At 71.5% G+C, this 21,282-nt stretch carries 19 protein-coding genes and 1 riboswitch; of the genes, 7 read left to right on the top strand and 12 right to left on the bottom strand.

Annotated features, from left to right (window positions below; genetic code table 11):
- The 10 genes from ACH4D5_RS37545 to ribD form a co-directional block, all read right to left on the bottom strand.
- The gene (locus tag ACH4D5_RS37545) at positions 1-1,095 is read right to left on the bottom strand and encodes a hemolysin family protein (RefSeq protein WP_398312285.1); all 1,095 of its coding nucleotides are present in this window, start codon (positions 1,093-1,095) and stop codon (positions 1-3) included.
- Positions 1,092-2,444, bottom strand: a complete 1,353-nt coding sequence (locus ACH4D5_RS37540) for a hemolysin family protein (RefSeq protein WP_398312282.1) — start codon at positions 2,442-2,444, stop codon at positions 1,092-1,094. The genes ACH4D5_RS37545 and ACH4D5_RS37540 overlap by 4 nt, the downstream gene beginning before the upstream one ends.
- Positions 2,445-2,647: 203 nt before the next feature.
- A complete protein-coding gene (locus tag ACH4D5_RS37535; RefSeq protein WP_398312279.1) occupies positions 2,648-3,097 on the bottom strand; it encodes a PH domain-containing protein in 450 nt (149 codons plus the stop codon).
- Between the two features lie 31 nt (positions 3,098-3,128).
- Positions 3,129-3,977 (bottom strand): ATP phosphoribosyltransferase, encoded by an 849-nt coding sequence (gene hisG, locus ACH4D5_RS37530; RefSeq protein ID WP_398312276.1) that lies wholly within the window; start codon positions 3,975-3,977, stop codon positions 3,129-3,131.
- Between the two features lie 63 nt (positions 3,978-4,040).
- The gene (locus ACH4D5_RS37525) at positions 4,041-4,313 is read right to left on the bottom strand and encodes a phosphoribosyl-ATP diphosphatase (RefSeq protein ID WP_030951748.1); all 273 of its coding nucleotides are present in this window, start codon (positions 4,311-4,313) and stop codon (positions 4,041-4,043) included.
- 35 nt (positions 4,314-4,348) lie between these two features.
- Positions 4,349-4,834: a 6,7-dimethyl-8-ribityllumazine synthase gene (ribH, locus tag ACH4D5_RS37520; RefSeq protein WP_398312273.1), complete on the bottom strand. Its 486-nt coding sequence runs from the start codon at positions 4,832-4,834 to the stop codon at positions 4,349-4,351.
- 34 nt (positions 4,835-4,868) lie between these two features.
- Complete coding sequence (locus tag ACH4D5_RS37515; RefSeq protein ID WP_398312270.1) at positions 4,869-6,167, bottom strand: bifunctional 3,4-dihydroxy-2-butanone-4-phosphate synthase/GTP cyclohydrolase II; 1,299 nt, start codon at positions 6,165-6,167, stop codon at positions 4,869-4,871.
- A complete protein-coding gene (locus ACH4D5_RS37510) occupies positions 6,164-6,763 on the bottom strand; it encodes a nicotinamide riboside transporter PnuC (RefSeq protein ID WP_398312461.1) in 600 nt (199 codons plus the stop codon). Before ACH4D5_RS37510 ends, ACH4D5_RS37515 begins: the two co-directional genes overlap by 4 nt.
- Positions 6,764-6,807: 44 nt before the next feature.
- Positions 6,808-7,428, bottom strand: coding sequence for a riboflavin synthase (locus ACH4D5_RS37505; protein ID WP_398312267.1), 621 nt, complete (start codon positions 7,426-7,428; stop codon positions 6,808-6,810).
- Between the two features lies 1 nt (position 7,429).
- Entirely contained in the window at positions 7,430-8,485 is a 1,056-nt protein-coding gene (gene ribD / locus ACH4D5_RS37500; protein WP_398312458.1) for a bifunctional diaminohydroxyphosphoribosylaminopyrimidine deaminase/5-amino-6-(5-phosphoribosylamino)uracil reductase RibD, read from the bottom strand.
- 210 nt (positions 8,486-8,695) lie between these two features.
- Positions 8,696-8,826: riboswitch (FMN riboswitch) on the bottom strand.
- A gap of 283 nt (positions 8,827-9,109) precedes the next feature.
- On the opposite strand from ribD, the gene ACH4D5_RS37495 reads away from it, so the two are divergent.
- Positions 9,110-11,446 carry a chitinase C-terminal domain-containing protein gene (locus tag ACH4D5_RS37495; protein ID WP_398312264.1) on the top strand — a complete coding sequence of 779 codons (2,337 nt, stop codon included), beginning with the start codon at positions 9,110-9,112 and terminating at the stop codon, positions 11,444-11,446.
- Between the two features lie 44 nt (positions 11,447-11,490).
- Positions 11,491-12,381 carry an RNA polymerase sigma-70 factor gene (locus ACH4D5_RS37490; RefSeq protein ID WP_398312261.1) on the top strand — a complete coding sequence of 297 codons (891 nt, stop codon included), beginning with the start codon at positions 11,491-11,493 and terminating at the stop codon, positions 12,379-12,381.
- Between the two features lie 27 nt (positions 12,382-12,408).
- On the opposite strand, the gene ACH4D5_RS37485 is transcribed toward ACH4D5_RS37490, so the two are convergent.
- Positions 12,409-13,578: an ROK family transcriptional regulator gene (locus ACH4D5_RS37485; RefSeq protein ID WP_398312258.1), complete on the bottom strand. Its 1,170-nt coding sequence runs from the start codon at positions 13,576-13,578 to the stop codon at positions 12,409-12,411.
- A 99-nt stretch (positions 13,579-13,677) separates the two neighbouring features.
- Here ACH4D5_RS37485 and ACH4D5_RS37480 point away from each other — a divergent pair, with 99 nt between their 5' ends.
- From ACH4D5_RS37480 to ACH4D5_RS37460, 5 genes are all read left to right on the top strand, one after another.
- On the top strand, positions 13,678-14,886 hold the full coding sequence (locus ACH4D5_RS37480; protein ID WP_398312255.1) for an MFS transporter: 1,209 nt from the start codon (positions 13,678-13,680) through the stop codon (positions 14,884-14,886).
- 98 nt (positions 14,887-14,984) lie between these two features.
- Positions 14,985-16,364 carry a uracil-xanthine permease family protein gene (locus tag ACH4D5_RS37475; RefSeq protein ID WP_398312252.1) on the top strand — a complete coding sequence of 460 codons (1,380 nt, stop codon included), beginning with the start codon at positions 14,985-14,987 and terminating at the stop codon, positions 16,362-16,364.
- A gap of 195 nt (positions 16,365-16,559) precedes the next feature.
- Entirely contained in the window at positions 16,560-17,753 is a 1,194-nt protein-coding gene (locus ACH4D5_RS37470; protein ID WP_398312249.1) for a Cmx/CmrA family chloramphenicol efflux MFS transporter, read from the top strand.
- A gap of 35 nt (positions 17,754-17,788) precedes the next feature.
- Positions 17,789-18,502 (top strand): DUF5995 family protein, encoded by a 714-nt coding sequence (locus ACH4D5_RS37465; RefSeq protein WP_398312246.1) that lies wholly within the window; start codon positions 17,789-17,791, stop codon positions 18,500-18,502.
- A gap of 48 nt (positions 18,503-18,550) precedes the next feature.
- Positions 18,551-19,480: an LLM class F420-dependent oxidoreductase gene (locus tag ACH4D5_RS37460; protein WP_398312243.1), complete on the top strand. Its 930-nt coding sequence runs from the start codon at positions 18,551-18,553 to the stop codon at positions 19,478-19,480.
- Between the two features lie 88 nt (positions 19,481-19,568).
- Here ACH4D5_RS37460 and ACH4D5_RS37455 read toward each other — a convergent pair whose 3' ends face one another.
- Positions 19,569-21,260, bottom strand: a complete 1,692-nt coding sequence (locus ACH4D5_RS37455; RefSeq protein WP_398312240.1) for a flavin monoamine oxidase family protein — start codon at positions 21,258-21,260, stop codon at positions 19,569-19,571.
- Between the last annotated feature and the right edge of the window lie 22 nt (positions 21,261-21,282).

Genomic DNA, 21,282 nt, shown 5'->3' with positions numbered 1-21,282 from the left:
TCAGCCGACGCGGCTGCCGGCCAGCGCGGAGTCCCTGGCGTCCCCGGCGTCCTCCGGCGGCGTCCGCTGCACCGTGACCCGGTGCGCCGGGTCACGGACCTCGCCGACCAGCATCTCCAGGACGTCCTCCAGGGCGACCAGGCCCAGCACCTTGCCGGACGCGTCGGCGACCTGCGCCAGGTGCGTCGCGGCGCGGCGCATCACGGTCAGGGCGTCGTCCAGCGGCAGTTCGGACCGCAGGGTGGTCATCGGGCGCCAGACCTGCTGCGGCACGGCGCGGTCGGTCTCCTCCAGATCCAGTACGTCCTTCACGTGGAGGTAGCCCATGAAGGCGCCGTTCTCCGCGCGGACCGGGAAGCGGGAGTAGCCGGTGCGCCCGGTGAGCTCGATGACGCGGGCCGGGGTGACCGAGGGACCCACGGTCACCAGGGACGCCCGGTCGAGCAGGACGTCGGTGACCGGGCGCGAGCCCAGCTCCAGGGCGTCCTCGAGGCGCTCCTGCTCGACGGGGTCCAGCAGTCCCGCCTGGCCGGAGTCCTCCACGAGGCGGCCCAGCTGCACGCTGGTGAACACCGCCTCGACCTCGTCCTTCGGCTCCACCCCGAAGAGCCGCAGGACGACCCGGGAGCACGCCCCGAGCGCCGCGGTCACCGGCCGGCACAGCCGCGCGAAGGCGACCAGGCCGGGACTGAACCAGAGGGCGGTCTTCTCGGGGGCCGCCATCGCGAGGTTCTTCGGGACCATCTCGCCGATGACGAGGTGGAGGAAGACGACGACGGCGAGCGCGATCACGTAACCGAGGGGGTGGATCATGCCCTCGGGCAGGTGGACCGCCTCGAAGACCGGCTCCAGGAGGTGCGCGACGGTCGGCTCGGCGACCGCGCCGAGCGTCAGCGAGCAGACGGTGATGCCGAACTGGGCGGCCGCCATCATCTGCGGCAGATGCTCCAGGCCGTACAGGACCTGGCGGGACCGCTTGGTGTCCAGGGGCTCGATCTGGCTGCGGCGCACGGACACGAGCGCGAACTCGGCGCCCACGAAGAAGCCGTTGGCAAGCACGAGCAGGACGGCGAAGAGGAGTTGCAGCATGCTCATCGCAGGGCCTCCGCCGGGGCTGCGGGGACTGTGGACACAGGGGTTTCCGCCGTCCTCGCGATCCTGACCCGCTCGGCGCGGTAGTGGCCGACCTGGCGCACCGAGAGCCGCCAGCCCGGGAGTTCGGCCCGGTCGCCGGGGGCCGGGATGCGGCCGAGCAGATCCGCGACGAGGCCGGCGACGGTCTCGTACGGGCCCTCGGGCACGGCGAGTCCGATGCGCTGGAGCGTGTCGACGCGGCAGCCGCCGTCGGCGTCCCACGCGGGCCTGCCGTCCTCGGCGGGTGCCACGCAGAGCTCCGGCAGGTCGAGGAGGTCGTGCTCGTCGCGGACCTCGCCGACGAGTTCCTCGACGATGTCCTCCAGGGTGACGACGCCCGCCGTGCCGCCGTACTCGTCGACGACGACGGCGATGGGCTGCTCGCTGCGCAGCCGCTCCAGGAGGGGCTGCACGGGCAGCGTCTCGGGGACGAGCAGCGGGGATCGCGCGATGCGTCGCACGGGCGTCCTGAGGCGCTCGTGAGCGGCGACCGCGAGGGCGTCCTTGAGGTGCACCATGCCGACGACCTCGTCGATCCGCTCGCTGTAGACCGGGAAGCGGGACAGGCCGGTGGCGCGGGTCAGGTTCACCACGTCCTCGGCGGTCGCCGACGACTGCAGCGCGCTGACCTTCACGCGGGGCGTCATGACGTGCTGCGCGGTCAGCTCGCCGAGGGAGAGGGTGCGGACGAACAGGTCGGCGGTGTCCTGCTCCAGGGCACCGGCCTGCGCCGAGTGCCGGGCCAGGGAGACCAGTTCGCCGGGGGTGCGGGCGGAGGCCAGCTCTTCGGCGGGCTCGACGCCGAGGGCGCGCACCAGCCGGTTGGCCACGGCGTTCAGGAGGGCGATCACGGGCCGGAAGAGCCGCGCGAACACGTGCTGCGGGCCCGCGACGAACCGCGCGACCTGCAGCGGCCTGGAGACCGCCCAGTTCTTGGGCACCAGCTCGCCGATCACCATCTGTACGGCGGAGGCGAGCAGCATGCCGACCACTACGGAGACACCGCCTACGGCGCCTTCGGGGACGCCGACCGCCGTGAACGGGCCCGCGAGCAGGTGCGCGAGGGCCGGTTCGGCGAGCATGCCGACGACGAGCGAGGTGATGGTGATGCCGAGCTGGGTGCCGGAGAGCTGGAAGGACAGCTCCTTGAGGGCGCTGACGACCGTGGCGGCCCTTCGGTCGCCGTCGGCCGCGGCCTTCTCCGCGTCCGGCCGCTCGACGGTGACGAGGCCGAACTCGGCCGCCACGAAGAAGCCGTTGGCGAGAATCAGCAGGAATGCCGCCCCGAGAAGCAGCAGGGGCACTGTCATGCCGCCGCCTCTCCGGTCGTGCCGGTCCCGGTATGTCGGGAGGGGGCGGCGCAGGTACTACAGGACGATCCGTCCATCGCCGGAGGGAGTCACTCCTCGGATAGCAGGAGCCCCTGGGAGCCGGGCGGGCCCGTCAGGAGCGGGGCGGCACTCACACGCCCCGCCAACAGATTAATCAAGACCGGGCGCGGAACGTCCAGAGCCTAGTTCTCGCGAGCCGTCCTGGCCTCGGCGAGGGCGCGGAGGCTGCGGGCGTCGGTGACGGCCTGCTGCCTGCCGATGCCCGGCTGGATGCCCAGGGCGGGCAGGCTGGTGCCGTCGCTGAGGTTGAGGAACACCCACGGATCGCCGGGGCGGAGGTTGACCTGCACGATCTCGGCCCACGCCAGACGGCGGCTCGTCGCGATGTTGACGACCGTCACGCCGGACTCGTCGGCGACGACCTTGGGCCTGCTGAGCAGCACGAGCACGCCGAAGAGGAGCGCGCCGGTGAAGACGAAGCTGGTCCGCTCCCCCGGGCTGAGCTTGGGCAGCAGGAAGGCGATCGCCGTGATCACCACGAAGATCGTGGCGCCCGCGGTGAGCAGGACGGCCCGGGTCCGCGTCGGCCGGAAGGTGACGGGCAGCGCGGGGAGGGCGGAGGTGTCGGACATGAGGCGGGTGCTCCTACCGGGTCGGGGCCGGTCAGAGGCGGCAGGCGTGGATGGCCGTGGTCAGGATGGCCCGGGCGCCGATGGCGTACAGGTCGTCCATGATCCGCTGGGCCTCCTTGGCGGGGACCATGGAGCGCACGGCCACCCAGCCCTCGTTGTGCAGCGGGGAGATCGTCGGCGACTCCAGGCCCGGGGTGAGGGCGACGGCCTGCTCCAGGTGCTCGGCGCGGCAGTCGTAGTCCATCATCACGTACGACCTGGCGACGAGGACGCCCTGGAGACGGCGGAGGAACTGCTGCACCTTCGGGTCGTCGGTGTCGGCGCCGGTACGGCGGATGACGACCGCCTCGGACTTCATGATCGGGTCGCCGAAGACCTCGAGGCCGGCGTTGCGCAGGGAGGTGCCGGTCTCCACGACGTCCGCGATGACCTGGGCGACGCCCAGTTCGATGGCGGTCTCGACGGCGCCGTCCAGGTGGACGACGGAGGCGGCGACGCCCTGCTCGGCGAGGTGCTTGGCGACGATGCCCTCGTAGGAGGTCGCGACGGTCTTGCCCGCGAGGTCCTTGATGTCGCTCGCCGTGCCCGGCTTCGCGGCGAAGCGGAAGGTGGAGCGGGCGAAGCCGAGCGGCAGGATCGCCTCGGCGTCGGCGCCGGAGTCGATCAGCAGGTCCTCGCCGGTGATGCCGATGTCGAGCCGGCCCGCCGAGACGTAGATCGCGATGTCCTTGGGGCGCAGGTAGAAGAACTCGACCTCGTTGTCGGGGTCGACGAGGACGAGCTCCTTCGACTCCTTGCGCTGCTGGTAGCCGGCCTCATGGAGCATCGCCGACGCAGGTCCGGACAGTGAACCCTTGTTGGGGACGGCAATGCGCAGCATGAGGTCAGCTTCCTTGATCGGTTGATACGAGTCGGTTGGTACGGGGACGAGTCGCGGTGCGGCTCAGAGGTGGGCGTAGACGTCGTCGAGGGAGATGCCGCGGGCGACCATCATCACCTGCACGTGGTACAGGAGCTGCGAGATCTCCTCGGCGGCGGCTTCCTTGCCCTCGTACTCGGCGGCCATCCAGACCTCGGCGGCCTCCTCGACGACCTTCTTGCCGATGGCATGGACGCCCTTGTCGACCAGCTCGGCGGTGCGGGAGGTCGCGGGGTCGCCGTTGGCGGCCTTGTGCTGGAGCTCGGTGAAGAGCTCCTCGAAAGTCTTCTTGGACATGATGGTCGCCACTCTACGCGGCCGGGCGGTCCCCCTCAGCGCCAGGGTTCGGAGACGGTGCGCAGCGTGGTCGCGGTGGCCACGGCCGCGGTGACCGCTTCGTGGCCCTTGTCCTCGCGGGAGCCCTCGATGCCCGCGCGGTCCAGGGCCTGCTCCTCGGTGTCGCAGGTCAGCACGCCGAAGCCGACGGGGACGCCGGTGTCCACGGAGACCTGGGTGAGGCCCTGGGTGACGCCCTGGCACACGTACTCGAAGTGCGGGGTGCCGCCGCGGATGACGACGCCGAGCGCGACGATCGCGTCGTAGCCGCGGCCTGCGAGGACCTTGGCGACGACGGGCAGCTCGAAGCTGCCGGGCACGCGGAGCACCGTCGGCTCGCTGATGCCGAGTTCGTTCAGGGCGCGCAGGGCGCCGTCGACGAGGCCGTCCATGACCTTCTCGTGCCACTGCGCGGCGATCACCGCGACCCGCAGGTCGCCGCAGTTCTTCACGCTCAGTTCGGGTGCACCCTTGCCGCTCACGCGCTTCTCCTCTGACTCACGGGACGTACTGGATCTACTGGTTTCCGCAGGCGGACACTTCGGTGGCGTCCAGCCAGGGCAGGTCGTGCCCCATCCGGTCCCGCTTGGTGCGCAGGTACCGAAGATTGTGTTCGCCGGCCTCGACGGGCATGGGCTCGCGCCCGGTGACCTTGAGGCCGTGCCGCAGGACCGCGTCGGTCTTGTCGGGGTTGTTGGTCATCAGCCGGACACCGCGTACCCCGAGATCGCGCAGGATCTGCGCGCCCGCGCCGTAGTCCCTGGCGTCGGCGGGCAGGCCGAGCTCCAGGTTGGCGTCGAGGGTGTCGCTGCCCTGTTCCTGGAGGGCGTACGCGCGCAGCTTGGAGAGCAGGCCGATGCCGCGCCCCTCGTGGCCGCGCAGATAGACCACGACGCCGCGGCCCTCTTCCGTGATGCGCCGCATGGACGCCTCCAGCTGCGGGCCGCAGTCGCAGCGCAGGGAGTGGAAGACGTCGCCGGTGAGGCACTCGGAGTGGAGACGGGCGAGGACGTCCTCGCCGTCGCCGATGTCGCCGTGGACGAGGGCGACGTGTTCGACGCCGTCGACGGTGGAGCGGTAGCCGTACGCCGTGAAGTCGCCGAAGGCGGTGGGCAGGCTGACCTCGGCCTCGCGGCGGACGGTGGGCTCCGAGGAGCGGCGGTACGCGATGAGGTCCTCGATGGAGATGATCGTCAGGCCGTGCTTGCGGGCGAAGGGGACGAGCTCGGGCAGCCTGAGCATCTTCCCGTCCTCGCCCGCGATCTCCACGATGGCTCCCGCGGGGCGCAGTCCCGCGAGGCGGGCGAGGTCGACGGCGGCCTCGGTGTGGCCGTCGCGGGCGAGGACGCCGCCGGACTTGGCGCGCAGCGGGAAGATGTGCCCGGGGCGCACGAAGTCGTCGGGTCCGGCCCCGCCGCTCGCGAGGAGCTGGAGCGTGGTGGCGCGGTCGGCGGCGGAGATGCCGGTGGTGACGCCGTGCGCGGCGGTCGCGTCGACGGAGACGGTGAAGGCGGTGCTCATCGACTCGGTGTTGTGCTCGACCATCTGCGGGAGCCGGAGCCGGTCGAGCTCGTCGGCCTCCATGGGCGCGCAGATGAGGCCGCGGCACTCGCTCATCATGAAGGCGACGATCTCGGGGGTCGCCTTCTCGGCGGCGACGACGAGGTCGCCCTCGTTCTCGCGGTCCTCGTCGTCGACGACCACGACGGGGCGGCCCGCCGCGATGTCGCGGACGGCCTGCTCGACGGGGTCTAGGGAGAGGTCGAAGGGGTCTTCGTTGCCGGCGGTGCGGTGCCAGACCGGTGCCACAGTCATGCCGGGGCTCCTTCCATGACGGGCTGCGAGGCGGCCGCGCGGGAGCGCAGCCACCAGTCGCGCATGCCCCAGAGGACGAGGGCGAGGTAGACGACGTAGACGAGTCCGGAGAAGGCGAGGCCGCTGCTGAAGGCGAGCGGCACGCCGACCACGTCGACGAGCAGCCAGGCGAACCAGAACTCGACGAGTCCGCGGGCCTGGGCGACCATCGCGGCGAGCGTGCCGACGAAGATGTAGGCGTCGGGCCAGGGGTTCCAGGACAGCGAGGGGACGGCGCTGAACAGGGCGCCGACCGCGAGGGTGCCGACGGCGGTGCCGGCGAGCAGGATGCCCCGCTCGCGCCAGGTGGCGAACCGGATGGCGATGGAGCCGTCCTGCGCCTGCTGCCTGCCGCGGGTCCACTGCCGCCAGCCCCACAGGGCGACGCCGATGACGAGGAGCTGCTTGCCGACGCCGCCGGAGAGCTGCGCGGAGGCGTACGCGGCGACGAGGATGACGCCGGACAGGAACTGGGCGGGCCAGGTCCATATGGAGCGCCGCCAGCCGAGCGCGAGGGCGATGAGGCCGACGGTGTTGCCGATCATGTCCGACCACATGATGTGCTGGTCGAAGGCCGTGAAGGCTTCGGAGTTGAGCCAGTTCACTTGGTGGCCTCCTGAGCGGGCACTTGAACACGGTCGCCGAGCAGGCGCTCGACGTACTTGGCGATGACGTCGACCTCGAGGTTGACCGGGTCGCCGGGCTGCTTGATGCCGAGCGTGGTCAGCGCGAGGGTGGTGGGGATGAGGCTGATGGTGAAGTGGTCGGGGCCCGCGTCGACCACGGTGAGGCTGACGCCGTCGACCGTGATGGAGCCCTTCTCGACGACGTAGCGGGAGAGGCCGGCGGGGAGCGAGACCTTGACGATCTCCCAGTTGTCGGACGGCTTGCGCTCGACGATCTCGCCCGTGCCGTCGACGTGGCCCTGCACGATGTGGCCGCCGAGGCGCGCGCCGACCGCGGTGGGGCGCTCCAGGTTGACGCGGGAGCCGACCGTGAGCGCGCCGAGGCTGGAGCGGTTCAGGGTCTCCGCCATGACGTCGGCGGTGAACTCGTCGCCCTCGTGCTCCACGACCGTCAGACAGACTCCGTTGACGGCGATGGAGTCGCCGTGCTTGGCGCCCTCGGTGACCACGGGGCCGCGCAGGCGGAAGCGGGAGGCGTCGGGGAGGTTCTCGACGGCGGTGATCTCGCCCAGCTCTTCGACGATTCCGGTGAACACGTCAGTGCTCCTTCGCTACGAGGGTCGCGGTGATGCGCAGGTCGGGGCCGATACGGACGGTCTCGCTCACGTCGAGCCGCAACGCTTCGGTGATCGTGGTGATTCCGCCGCCGGTCAGGGCGGCGGGGCCGGCGCCGAGCAGGACGGGGGCCAGGTAGCCGACGACGCGGTCGACGGCGCCGGCGGCGACGAAGGCTCCGGCGAGCGTCGGGCCGCCTTCGAGGAGGACGGACCGCACGCCACGCGCGTGGAGCACGTCCAGGAGGGTTTGGATGTCCAACCCGCCTTCCGAGCGCGGGAGCCGGACGGTGTCCGCCGGAAGCCGCGTCTGGACGTCGTCGGCGACGGCGATCAGGGTGGGTGCCGCGTCGTCCAGGACGCGGGCGCCCGGCGTGACGGCGGTGCCGTTCGTGTCGACGACGACCCGCAGCGGCTGCACGGCGCCGTCGATGTCGCGGACGGCGAGGTGCGGGTCGTCGGCGCGCTGGGTGCCGGAGCCGACGACGACGGCGTCGCACTCGGCGCGCAGCCGGTGCACGTCGGCTCGGGCGGCGGCGGAGGTGATCCAGCGGCTGGTGCCGTCGGCGGCGGCGATGCGGCCGTCGAGCGTGGCGGCGTACTTCCAGGTGACGTGGGGGCGGCCGAGGCGCACGGAGGTCAGCCAGGCGGCGTTGACCTCGGCGGCCTCGGGCTCCAACAGGCCCTGCTCCACCGGGATTCCGGCCGCGCGCAGGGTGTGCGCGCCGCCGGTCGCGGCGGGGTCGGGGTCGCCGACCGCGTAGACGACCCGGGCGATGCCTGCGTCGATGAGGGCCTGGGCGCAGGGGCCGGTGCGGCCGGTGTGGTTGCAGGGTTCGAGGGTGACGACGGCGGTGCCGCCACGGGCCCTGTCGCCCGCCGCGCGCAGGGCGTGGACCTCGGCGTGCGGGCCGCCCGCGCGCTGGTGCCAGCCCTCGCCGACGGGCTCGCCGGAGGCATCGAGGACGACGCAGCCGACGACGGGGTTGGGGCTGGTGGAGCCGAGACCGCGGGCGGCCAGCGTGATGGCGCGCCGCATGGCGGCTGCTTCGGCTGTGGCGGTGGCCACCGGGTCCTCCTGCCTCTTCGGGCACGGACTCCGGGGCCTGTCGATGACGACAGAAAGGACGGACAGCGACATCTGGGGAACGCCTGCGCCGGATGACACCTGTCCCCGGAAAACCCAGGAACCATCCCTGGCCGGAGCCAGGAACAAGCCATTACGGCGGCGTGCATAGATGCCCGCCCGCCGCGCACTGCCTCCCATCCGGACTTTCACCGTCGGTCCAGGAATTTCACCTGGTCAACCGGCCACTGGAGGTGGCCGGGTCGCGGACTGTAACCGCCGGTTCGGAATTACACCGACCCCGGAGTGCGCTGCTTCTGGTACGAGGCCAGTGTGCCATGGCTGGTTGCGGGCCATACGGGTGACTCGCTGTGGGCTGGCTCACAACATCACCGTTCAACATCACGTTCAACCAACTTGGTCCAGACCTATTGACGCACTGGTCTAGTCCTCTTAATCTCTGCGACACCTCCGAGGAGCCGGAGCCGACGGTGTGCGCACACCGGGGCCCCAGAACGATTCACATCTCCACCAGTTGTGTTGTTCCGCCCCGTCTCTGCCCCGCACCTGTGTGCCGACCGTCCCCAGGAGGTCCCCTTGCCGTCCCTCATCCGCGCGAGACCCACGCTGCTCGCGTCCGGCGCGGCCGTCGCCGGTCTGCTGATCAGCCTCGTCTCCGGCGGCGCCACGCAGGCCGCGGCCGCCGACGACGCCGCCTGCCGCCCCGACGGCCTCTACAAGACGCCCGGGGTCGACGTCCCCTACTGCTCCGTCTACGACAGCGAAGGCCGCGAGAAGATGGGCGCCGACCACCAACGGCGCGTCATCGGCTACTTCACCGGCTGGCGGACCGGCAAGAACGGTGAGCCCGCCTATCTCGCCTCGGACATCCCCTGGGAGAAGGTCACCCACGTCAACTACGCCTTCGGGCACGTCGACAAGGGCAACAAGCTCTCCGTCGGCTCCGACAGCGACACGAACCCCGCCACCGGCATGACCTGGCCGGGCGTCGCGGGCGCCGAGATGGACCCGGCGCTGCCCTACAAGGGCCACTTCAACCTGCTGAACAAGTTCAAGAAGAAGCACCCGAACGTCAAGACGCTCATATCGGTGGGCGGCTGGGCGGAGACCGGCGGCTACTTCGGGGACGACGGCAAGCGCGTCAACTCCGGCGGCTTCTACTCGATGGCCACCAACGCGGACGGCTCGGTGAACCACGCGGGCATCGACACGTTCGCGGACTCCGCGGTCGCCTTCATAAAGAAGTACGGCTTCAACGGCGTCGACATCGACTACGAGTACCCGACCACGATGAAGGACGCGGGCAACCCGCTCGACTACTCCATCTCCAACGCCCGGCGCGGCGGCCTCGTCAAGGGCTACGCGGCGCTGATGAAGTCCCTGCGCGAGAAGCTCGACAAGGCGGGCGCGGCCGACGGCAAGCACTACATGCTGACCGTGGCGGCCCCCTCCTCCGGCTATCTGCTGCGCGGCATGGAGACCTTCCAGGTCCAGAAGTACCTGGACTACGTCAACATCATGTCGTACGACCTGCACGGCGCCTGGAACGAGTACGTGGGCCCGAACGCAGCGCTCTTCGACGACGGCAAGGACGCGGAGCTGGCGGCGGCGAACGTCTACGGAAGCCAGCAGTACGGCGGCATCGGCTATCTGAACACCGACTGGGCCTACCACTACTTCCGCGGCTCGATGCCCGCGGGGCGCATCAACATCGGCCTGCCGTACTACACGCGCGGCCACAAGAACGTGCAGGGCGGCACCGACGGACTGTGGGGCAAGGCCGCGGCCACGACCTGTCCGGCAGGTTCCGGCCTCACCAAGTGCGGTGACGGCGCGGTCGGCATCGACAACCTCTGGCACGACAAGGACGACAACGGCAAGGAGTCCCCGGCGGGCTCCAACCCGATGTGGCACGCCAAGAACCTGGAGAAGGGGATCGTCGGCGACTACGTCACCAAGTACGGCTTCCCCGCCGGCACCAAGCTCACCGGCACCTACGCCCGCAAGTACAGCTCCTCGCTGGTCGCGCCCTGGCTGTGGAACGCGGACAAGAAGGTCTTCCTGTCCACGGAGGACGAGGAGTCGGTGGCGAAGAAGGCCGACTACGTGGTCGACCGGGGCATCGGCGGCACTATGGTCTGGGAGATGGCCGGTGACTACGACTGGAACGCGGCCAAGGGCCAGTACGAGATCGGCGACACGCTCACCTCGCTGATGTACGACAAGTTCAAGGCCGCGAAGCCGTACGGCGCGAAGGTCTCGAACAAGGAGCTGCCCACCAAGGCCGTCGACATCGGCGTGGACTTCGGGGACTTCAAGCTGGGCGACTCCAACTACCCGATCACGCCCAAGGTGAAGATCACCAACAACACGAAGACGGCGCTGCCGGGCGGCACGGAGTTCCAGTTCGACTACTCCACCGCGGCCCCGGGCAACGCCTCCGACCAGTCCGGTTTCGGTACGAAGGTGATCAGCAGCGACCACACGGGCAGCAACGCCGGCGGCCTGAAGGGCGACTTCCACCGGGTCTCGCTGAAGCTCCCGGCCTGGCAGTCCCTCGCGCCCGGCGCCTCCGTGGACCTGTCCTTCAACTACTACCTGCCGGTGTCCACGCCGTGGAACTGGACGGTGAACATCAGCGGCACGACGTACGCGCTCGCCGGTGACCTGGCGCGCGGCACCACGCTCGTCGAGCCGGGCGGCGGCACAGGACCGACCGACCCGCCGGACCCGACGGACCCGCCGACGCCCGGCAAGTGCACGGCGCCCGCGTGGAGCTCGTCCGCCGCGTACGGCAGCGGGACCAGCGTGTCCCACAAGTCCCACACGTGGAAGGCGAAGTGGTGGACGAAGGGCGATGAGCCCGGCGCCGGCGGCGAGTGGGGTGTCTGGCAGGATCTCGGCGCCTGCTGACCGTCGCGCGTGCTCACGCCCACGGGATTTGGCACCCTGTGGGCGTGAGCAGCGCAGCGGCACTGGCCGAGGAGTTCGAGTCCCACCGTCCCCGGATGTTCGGCCTGGCCTACCGCATACTCGGCTCCGCGCAGGAGGCCGAGGACACCGTGCAGGACGCGTATCTGCGCTGGAGCGGCGCCCGGCGCGAGGACATCGCGCAACCGGCCGCCTGGCTGGCCAAGACCGTCACGAACCTCTGTCTGACCAGGCTGACCTCGGCCCGCGCCCGGCGCGAGCAGTACGTGGGGACCTGGCTGCCCGAGCCGGTCATCACCTCCGGCGGCGCCCTCGGACCGCTGGAGTCGGCCGAGCAGCGGGAGGCCGTGTCGATGGCGCTGCTCGTCCTCCTGGAGCGGCTCACGCCCAAGGAGCGTGCCGTGTACGTGCTGCGGGAGGCGTTCGCGTACAGCCACCAGGAGATCGCCCGCGTCCTGGACGCCGGTGAGGCCAACTGCCGCCAGCTGTACCGCAGGGCGGTACGGGCGGTCGCCGACGCGCGGTCCCGTTTCGAGCCGGGGCACGAGCTGCGGCAGAGGTTCGTGGAGGCGTTCGTCGCGGCGGCCCGCGAGGGCGACGTCGCGAGCCTGGAGAAGATACTGGCCAGGGACGTGACGTGGTGGGGCGACGGCGGCGGCAAGGCGGCCGCCACCCGCACCCCCGTCCTCGGGCGTGACAACGTACTGCGCTTCCTGATCGGCGTGATGGCGGACTTCGCGGCCGACGAGGTGTCGTACGCCGAGGTCAACGGCGGCCCCGCGCTGGTCGTGCGCGCGGCGGGACACCTGACGGCCGTCGCCGCGTTCGAAGGGGGCGACGGGGTCGTCACCGGGGTGCGGTCGGTCGTCAATCCGGACAAGCTGGGGTTCTTGGCACGCCAGCTGGCCGCCGCCTGACGGCGAAGGAGCGCCCCAGGCCCCGCCTCAGTGCCCCGTCGGCGGTCCGAACAGCTCGTCCTGCGCCGCGTCCCGCGCGGCGAGCAGCGCGCCGCGCAGCACCGCGGCGCCGCCGAGCGTGCTCGCGCGGACCTCGGTGCGCAGCGGTGACATGGCGGTGACGCGGTCCTCGACACGGGCGGCGAGCGGGGCGCCGCCCGCGCGGCCCACCTCGCCGCCCAGGACGACACAGCCGGGGTCGAGGATCGCGGCCATCGCGGCCGCGCCGACGGCGACCCGGTCGGCGACAGCGTCCAGGAAGGCGTCCTCACCGGCCCCGACCGCGTGCCGCACCACGTCGGCGGCCGACATACCGGGGCCCAGGAGGCCGTGCGCCTCGCCGAGTTCGCACAGCGCGGCGGCGCAGGCCAGCGAGTGGAAGCCGCCCTCGCAGCCCGAGGCCGACGGCAGCGAGCCCGTGCCCGGCACCGGCAGGAAGCCGATCTCGCCGGTGCCGCCCGACGCGCCCCTGCGCAGCACGCCGTCGAGCACGACGGCGGCGCCGACCCCGTCGCCGAGCCAGAGCAGCACGAAGGTGTCCCGGTCGTGCGCGGCGCCGTCGCGGCGCTCGGCGCGGGCCGCGAGGTTGGTCTCGTTCTCCACGAGGACGCGGGCGCCGAGCCGCTCCTGGAGGCTCCCGGCGAGACGGCGGTGCCAGGCGGGCAGCGAGGTCGTGTCGTGCAGGTCGCCGGTGGCGGGGTCGATGAGGCCGGGGGCGCCGATGCCGACGGTGTGCAGCCGCTGGACGCCGCCCTCGCGCGCCGTGCGCCCGACGAGGTCGAGGACGCCCCCGAGGGCGGTCTCCGTGTCGCCGCCGACGAGCGCGGAGGCCTCGGCGAGCACCGCGCCGAGCAGATCGGTGACGACGACGGAGACGCTCTCGGTGCGCACGTCGAGGGCGGCGAGGTGGGCCCGGTCGGCGACTATGCCGTAGAGCCGGGCATTCGGGCCGCGTCGCTGGGCACCCGCCTCCCCGACGACGGTGATGAGCCCGGAGCCCTGGAGCCGCTCGACGAGGTCGGCCACCGAGGGCCTCGACAGGCCGGTGAGCTGCTTCAGCTGGTTCGCGGTCAGGGGCCCTTCGCGCTGCAGGAGCCCCAGGGCGAGCCGGTCGTTGATGGCCCGGGCGGTCCTCGGTGAGGCAGGCGAGACAGGCATGTCCGGGATCCTCCCACAGAAAGTCTTCTATTTATCAGGCAGGGTTCCTGATAGTTTACGTCGCCGTACCGGTGCGGCACTCGGGAGGGGCGGAACGGCATGAGTGAAGTGGTCTACGACAAGCGCCGGTTGAAGCGGGCGCGGATCGCCGTGGCGGCCGTCTTCTGCGCGCACGGCGCGGTCGCGGGATCCTTCGCGACCCGGGTGCCCTGGATCCAGGAGCACGCCGACGTCAGCGCGGGCATGCTCGGCGTCGCGCTCGCCTTCCCCGCGATCGGCGCCTCCGTCGCGATGCCCCTCGCAAGCCGGATCAGCCACCGCTTCGGCACCAGGTCCGCGCTGCGCGGCCTCCTCGCCCTGTGGACGCTCGCCCTGATCCTGCCCTCGCTGGCGCCGAACCTGCTGACGCTCTGCGTGGCGCTCTTCGTGTACGGCGCCACTTCCGGCATGTCGGACGTGGTGATGAACGCCGTCGGCGTCGAGACCGAGACCCGCATGCGGAAGTCGATCATGTCGGGGCTGCACGGCATGTGGAGCGTCGGCGCCCTGATCGGCTCGGCGGCCGGCACCGTCGCCGCCCATCTGGGCTCCGACGCCCGCCTGCACCACGCCCTCGCCGCCGCCGCGCTCACCGGGCTCGGCCTCGTGGCCTGCCAGGGCGTGCTCGACGTACAGGCGGAACCGGAGGAGGAGGCGCCGCCGCGGTTCTCGCTGCCGCCCAAGTCGGCGCTGCTCATCGGCGCCGTCGGGTTCTGCGCGGTCTTCGCGGAGGGCGCGAGCCTGGACTGGTCGGCGGTCTATCTCCGGGACGTCCTCGACACGTCGGCCGGTGTCGCCGCCGCGTCGACCACCGGCTTCACGCTCACCATGGCGATCGCGCGGCTCGCGGGCGACGCCGTGGTCGACCGGTTCGGCGCGGTGCGCACGGTGCGGGCGGGCGGCGTCCTCGCGGTGCTCGGCGGGCTGCTCGTGGTGCTGGCCTCGCACCCGGTCATGGCCATGGGCGGCTTCGCGCTGCTCGGTCTCGGCATCGCGGTCGTGGTGCCGCTCGCCTTCGCCGCCGCCGGGCGCAGCGGCCCGAACCCGAGCCAGGCCATCGCGGGCGTCGCCACCATCACGTACACCTCGGGTCTGATCGCCCCCTCGGCCATCGGCGGTCTCGCGGACGCGACGAGCCTCGTGACCTCCTTCGGCCTGGTGACGCTGCTCGCCTTCGGCCTGGTGATCTTCGCGGGCGTGCTGCGCACGGACGGCCGCAAGGCGGCCGGGGCCGGAAGCCCTCAGCCCACCGGAGAGAAGTCGCACTGACGTCGCATTAACATGGCGTCGATCATTTCGGGCCACGCACCACTGGGGAACGCACCACTGGAACGGCCCGGCCCGGCGCACAGAAAGCGACACTCACCATGGATCTCGGCGTGCGCTGGAAACTCCACGGCGACGGACGCACCCCCGCCCCGGGCGCCGTCGTCCGGCCCGACGAGCGCCTCTCCTGGCCCCGCACGTTCGGGCTCGGGGCGCAGCACGTGGTGGCCATGTTCGGGGCGTCTTTCGTAGCACCCGTCCTCATGGGTCTCGATCCGAATCTGGCCATCATGATGTCGGGCGTCGCGACCGTCATCTTCCTGCTCGCCACGCGCGGCCGGGTGCCCAGCTATCTGGGGTGCTCGCTCTCCTTCGTGGGCGTCGCCGCCGTCATCCGGGCGCAGGGCGGCTCCAGCGCGACGGTGACCGGCGCGGTCTTCGTCGTCGGCGCCGCGCTGTTCCTGGTGGGGCTCGCGGTGCAGAAGTTCGGGGCGCGGATCATCCACGCCGCGATGCCGCCGATCGTGACCGGCGCGGTCGTCATGCTGATCGGCTTCAATCTGGCGCCGGTCACGGCGTCGACGTACTGGCCGCAGGACCAGTGGACGGCGCTCCTGGTGATGCTGTTCACCGGATTGGCCGTGGTCTGCCTGCGCGGCTTCTGGTCGCGCGTCGCGATCTTCCTCGGCCTGATCTTCGGGTACGGCATCTCCTGGGCCTTCGACCGGATCTTCGGCAGGATCCACTCGGCGGACGCCTCGGGGAAGGTCGTCGACCACTGGCGGCTCGACCTGTCCGCCGTGGGCAGGGCCGACTGGATCGGCCTGCCGTCCTTCCACGCGCCGAGCTTCGAATGGTCGGCGATCCTCGTGGCGCTGCCCGTCGTCATCGCGCTCGTCGCGGAGAACGCGGGCCACGTGAAGGCCGTCGGCGAGATGACCGGCGACAACCTCGACGACAAGCTCGGCACGGCGATCTCCGCCGACGGCGCCGCCTCCATGCTCTCCACCGCGGTCGGCGGCCCGCCCAACACGACGTACTCCGAGAACATCGGCGTGATGGCCGCGACCCGCGTCTACTCCACGGCCGCCTACTGGGCCGCCGCCTGCTTCGCCCTGCTCTTCGGACTCTGCCCCAAGTTCGGCGCCGTCGTGGCCGCGATCCCCGGCGGCGTGCTCGGCGGCATCACCGTCATCCTGTACGGCATGATCGGCCTGCTCGGCGCCCAGATCTGGATCAACGCCAAGGTCGACCTGCGCAATCCGCTGAACCTGGTGCCGGCCGCGGCGGGCATCATCATCGGCGTCGGTGGCGTCTCCCTGAAGATCAGCGACAACTTCGAGCTCAGCGGCATCGCGCTCGGCACGATCGTCGTCATCACGGGCTACCACGTGCTGCGCGCCTTCGCCCCCGAGCACCTCAAGTCGCAGGAACCGCTGCTCGATTCGGGCACGTCGACGTACGACAAAGAAGAACGCTAATCGGTTGGACGTGGTGCGTGACGCCTGATTAGGGTGCGCACCATGTCCAGCCCCGAGTCCGACAGACTCCCGCCACCGGTCGTCCGGTGGCTTCTCGCACCGTCGCGCTGACGCGCCCGCGGCACCACCACCGGATCACCGCTCCCGTGTCCTGATCGTCTCGATCGATCCACACCGTGGTTGCGGAGTCTTGCTGTGCCCTTTGCCCTCTACCTCCTCGGACTCGCCGTGTTCGCGCAAGGCACCTCCGAGTTCATGCTGTCGGGGCTTGTCGCCGACATCGCCGCGGACCTGGATGTCTCCATTCCGTCCGCGGGCCATCTGACCTCGGCGTTCGCCGTGGGAATGATCGTCGGCGCGCCGCTGATGGCCGTCCTGAGCCGCCGCTTCTCCCGCCGGAGCGCGCTTCTCGTCTTCCTGATCACCTTCCTCCTCGTCCATGTCGTCGGCGCGCTCACCACGAGCTTCGCCGTGCTGCTCGCGACGCGCGTCGTGGGAGCCCTCGCCAACGCCGGATTCCTCGCGGTCGCCCTGGTGACCGCCACGGACATGGTCGAGCCGAACGCGAAGGGGCGCGCGACCTCCGCGCTGCTCGGCGGCGTCACCCTCGCCTGTGTCGCGGGCGTGCCCGCGGGCGCGCTGCTCGGCGAGGTGTGGGGGTGGCGCTCGGCGTTCTGGGCCGTGGCCCTGATCTCCCTGCCCGCCGTCCTCGCCATCGCGCGGGCCGTGCCCGCCGGCGCACCGGACGCCGCGGGGCCGAGCGCGCTCGGTGAGCTGCGCGCGCTGCGCCGCCCTCGGCTGCTCGTGACGCTGCTGCTCGGCGCGCTGGTGAACGGCGCGACGTTCTGTACGTTCACCTACCTCGCACCGCTGGTCACCGGCGTGACCGGCGTCGGCTCCGGCTGGGTGCCCGTGATGCTCGCGCTGTTCGGCATCGGCTCCTTCATCGGTGTCACCGCGGGCGGGCGCGTCGCCGACGCACGGCCCGTGCCGCTCCTGGTGTGCGGCTCGCTCGCGCTGCTCGCCGGCTGGACCCTCTTCGCGGTGACGGCCGCGCATCCGGTGGCGGCGGTCGCGCTGGTGCTCGTCCAGGGCGCGCTGTCGTTCGCCGTCGGGTCCACGCTCATCTCGCAGGCGCTGTACGCGGCGACCGACGCGCCGCACCTGGCGGGCGGGTTCGCCACGGCCGCGTTCAACGTGGGCGCGGCCCTCGGCCCGTGGCTCGGCGGCCTCGCGATCTCCGCGGGGCTCGGCTACCGCTCGCCGCTCTGGCTCAGCGCGCTCCTGGTGGCGGCGGCCCTGGTCATCGGGGGCGTGGCGGTCGGTGTGAGCCGTCAGGCCCCGCGCGGTGGCCGTTCCCTCGTTTCGGGGAAGCGGCCGGTGCGCTGACACCCGGGCGCGCCCGGGGCTGCGACCCTGCCCCCATGGCGCAGTTGGAGCGGTTCGCAGAGTTCGGGGCACCGGCCCGTGGGGACGACGACGTCGCCGCCGTGGCGGCACGGATGCGTGCGCTCGGCGCCGACTGGCCGCCGCGCGACGGCGTCGCCGTCTTCAACCGCGTCTACCTCTCGGTGACCGAGGAGGTCGGCCGGCGCCTCGACGGCGGCGCGTTCCCGGACGCCCGTGCCGCGACGACGCTGGCCGTCCGCTTCGCCGGACGCTATCTGGCGGCCGTCGACGCGGCGGCCGACGGGCACCGCCCGCCCGCCTGCTGGCGCCCGCTGTTCCAGTACCGCAGGCATCCGGGCGTCAGCCCGCTGCAGTTCGCGCTCGCGGGGATCAACGCGCACATCGGACACGACCTGGCACTCGCCCTCGCGGACAGCTGTCGCACGCTGGGCTGCGAACCGGCCGATCTGGAGGACGAGTTCGACCGCGTGGGCGATGTCCTCGCGGCACTGGAGGAGCGCATTCGCGAAGAGCTGATGCCCGGCCCCGACCTGCTCCAGGTCGGCGACCCGCTGACGCATCTGGCCGGTTCCTGGAGCCTGGAGCGCGCCAGGGACGGCGCGTGGGCGTCGGCGCGGGCCCTGTGGGCGCTGCGTGAACTGCCCGCTGTCGCCGAGGAGTTCGTGGAGCGCCTCGACGGGGCGGTCGGGTTGGTGGGACGCATCCTGTTGACGCCCCTTCCGGACTGAGGTCGTTGTACGTTGAATGCACTGACCCCGACGCGAAGGAGCACCGGAATGGCGACGCGACTCGGACTGAGTCTTCCGCAGGGCCGGCAGTACACCATCGGGCGTGACGTCCCCGCGGTCGCCCAGGCCGCCGAGGACATCGGCTACGAAAGTCTCTGGGTCTACGAGCGCGTCCTCTACCCCGAGCCCGCCACCCAGGGGCTCTACGGAATACCGGGCCGCCCCTGGCCCGACGCGTACCGCTCGGTCGCCGATCCCCTGATCACCCTGACGCTCGCCGCCGCGGCCACGGAGCGCGCCCGCCTCGGCACCAGCGTGCTCGTCGCCCCGCTGCACGTTCCGTTCCAACTCGCCCGCTCGTTGGCGTCGTTGGACGCGGCGAGCGGCGGCCGGGTCGTCGCGGGACTCGGCACGGGCTGGTCCCACGACGAGTACGCGGCCGCCTCGGTCGCCCCGTTCAAGCAGCGCGGCCGGGTCCTCGACGAGCTGATCGACGTCTGCCACGCGGTCTGGGGCCCGGACCCGGTGGCGTACGAAGGGGAGCTGACCACCATCGCGCCGTCCGTGGTGGGCCCCAAGCCCGCCGGGCCGATCCCGATCCTGCTGCCCGCCAACAGCCCGCGGGCACTGCGCAGACTGGTGGACCGCGCCGACGGCTGGATGCCGGTGGCGACGGGCGCCGACGCGCTCGCCGAGCAGTGGGCCACGGTGCGCGAAGCGGCCGCCGAGCGGGGCCGCGAGCGGCCGGTCCAGAGCGTGCTGCGGGCCAACGCGCGCTACACGCGCAAGGCGTACGACGGCCCGGACCGCGCCCCCTTCCGCGGCAACGTCGAACAGATCGTCGAGGACCTCGCGGCGCACGCGGCGGTGGGCGTCGACGAGATCCTGATCGACCTCGGCGGCTCGGCACGCGACGCACAGGAACTCAAGGACCTGGCCGCCCAGGTGTACGAGGAGGCACGGGCGGCCGGGGTCTAGAGCAGGCACCCCGCAGGGGCGCGGGGAACTGCGCGACCAGCCACAACGGCCCGACAGCTTCCCACGCGCCCCACCCCCAACGGCGCCGTCAGTCCTCAGGCAGCTCGACGGGAGCAATCTCGTCGTACACATCCCCGGGCCCGGGGTTCGTGGCATCGGTCGCCCCGCCGAAGTGGTGCATCACACCCCACACCGCGTTGAGCGCGGTCTGAATCGCCCCCTCGGCCCAGCCGGCCGTCCACGAGATGTCGTCCCCGGCGAGGAAGATGCCCCGCTTGTCCTCGGGCAGCGACTCCTGCATGAAGTGGGTGAACAGGCGCCGCTGGTAGCGGTAGTGGCCCGGCAGGTTCGCCTTGAAGGCGCCCATGAAGTAGGGCTCGTTCTCCCAGGACACGGTCACCGGGTTGCCGATGATGTGCTTCCGGATGTCGACCTTGGGGTAGATCTCGCCGAGCGACTTGAGCATGACCTCCATGCGCTCGTTCGCCGACAGCGGCAGCCACTTCAGGCTGTCGTCGCACCAGGTGTACGAGAGGCAGATGACGGCGGGCTTGTCCGGCCCGTCGTCGAGCAGATAGGTGCCGCGCGTCATCCGGTCGGTGAGCGTCATCGACATGACGTCACGGCCGGTCTCCTCGTCCTTGTCCAGCCAGAACGGCCGGTCGACCGGCACGAAGAGCTTCGAGGACTCCATGTAGTGGGTGCGCTCCATCGCCGTCCAGTGGTCGATGGGGAAGAGCGAGTCGTCGCACTCGATCTTCGAGAGCAGCATCCAGGACTGGGCGGTGAAGATCGCCGCCTGGTAGGTGCGGATGTCACCGGAGGCGTCCGTGACGGTGATCCGGTTGCCGGCGGTGCGGTTCAGGCGGGTCACGGCGGGCTTCGGCTCGCCCTCGTGCAGCGACTTCAGCGACGTACCCGGCGCCCAGTGCACGATCTTCTGCGGCTCGCGCTCCCACAGGCGCAGCGGCAGCTGCTGGCTGCCGCCGACGATGCCGCGGTGGTGGTCGTCGGCCTCGGTGTAGACGACGCGCAGGATCTCCAGGATGGAGTTCGGGAAGTCGGTGTCCCAGCCGCCCGTGCCGAAGCCGACCTGGCCGAAGATCTCGCGGTGCCGGAAGGACTTGAAGGCCTCGGAGTCGCAGAGGAAGCCGTAGAAGGTCTGGTTGTCGAGCTTCTCGACGAGCTTCGACCAGATCTCGCGGATCTTCGGCACGTCGCGCTCGCGCAGGGCGCGGTTCATGTCGGAGAAGTCCGCGCCCTCCTCCAGGCAGTCGGCCCACGCCTTCGCCACGTCGCGGTAGACCTGCGGCAGGTCCTCCACGGTCTCGGCGTAGTGCGACTCGCCCTTGAGGTCCACGACCGTGGAGGGCGTCGCCTCGGCGAGCGGGTTGGGGAACGCCCTGGTCTTCAGGCCGACCAGGTCGATGTAGTGCTGCAGGGCCGTCGACGACGGCGGGAAGCGCATCGCGCCCATCTCGGCGGTGAGGTCGCCGTCACAGCCCTCGAAACCCACCGTCCGCAGCCGGCCGCCGATCTGGTCGGCCTCGTAGACGACGGGCTTGAGGCCCATCTTCATCAGCTCGTACGCGGCGACGATGCCGGAGAGACCGCCGCCGATGACGGCGACCTCGGTGCCGTGCTCGGTCGCGGGTATCTGGCCGAGGCCCGCCGGGTGGGCGAGGAAGTCGTCGTAGGCGTAGGGGAAGTCCGGACCGAACATGGTGATCGGCGGCTGCGCGTCGGTGTGCTGGATGGCGGTGGGCACCGTGGACGTCATGGGGTACGGACTCCTTGCACGG

The sequence above is a fragment of the Streptomyces sp. NPDC018029 genome (assembly GCF_044327655.1).
GTDB lineage: Bacteria > Actinomycetota > Actinomycetes > Streptomycetales > Streptomycetaceae > Streptomyces.
The sequence above is the reverse complement of the archived record's forward strand: the minus strand, read 5'-3'. Positions and strand labels throughout refer to the sequence as shown.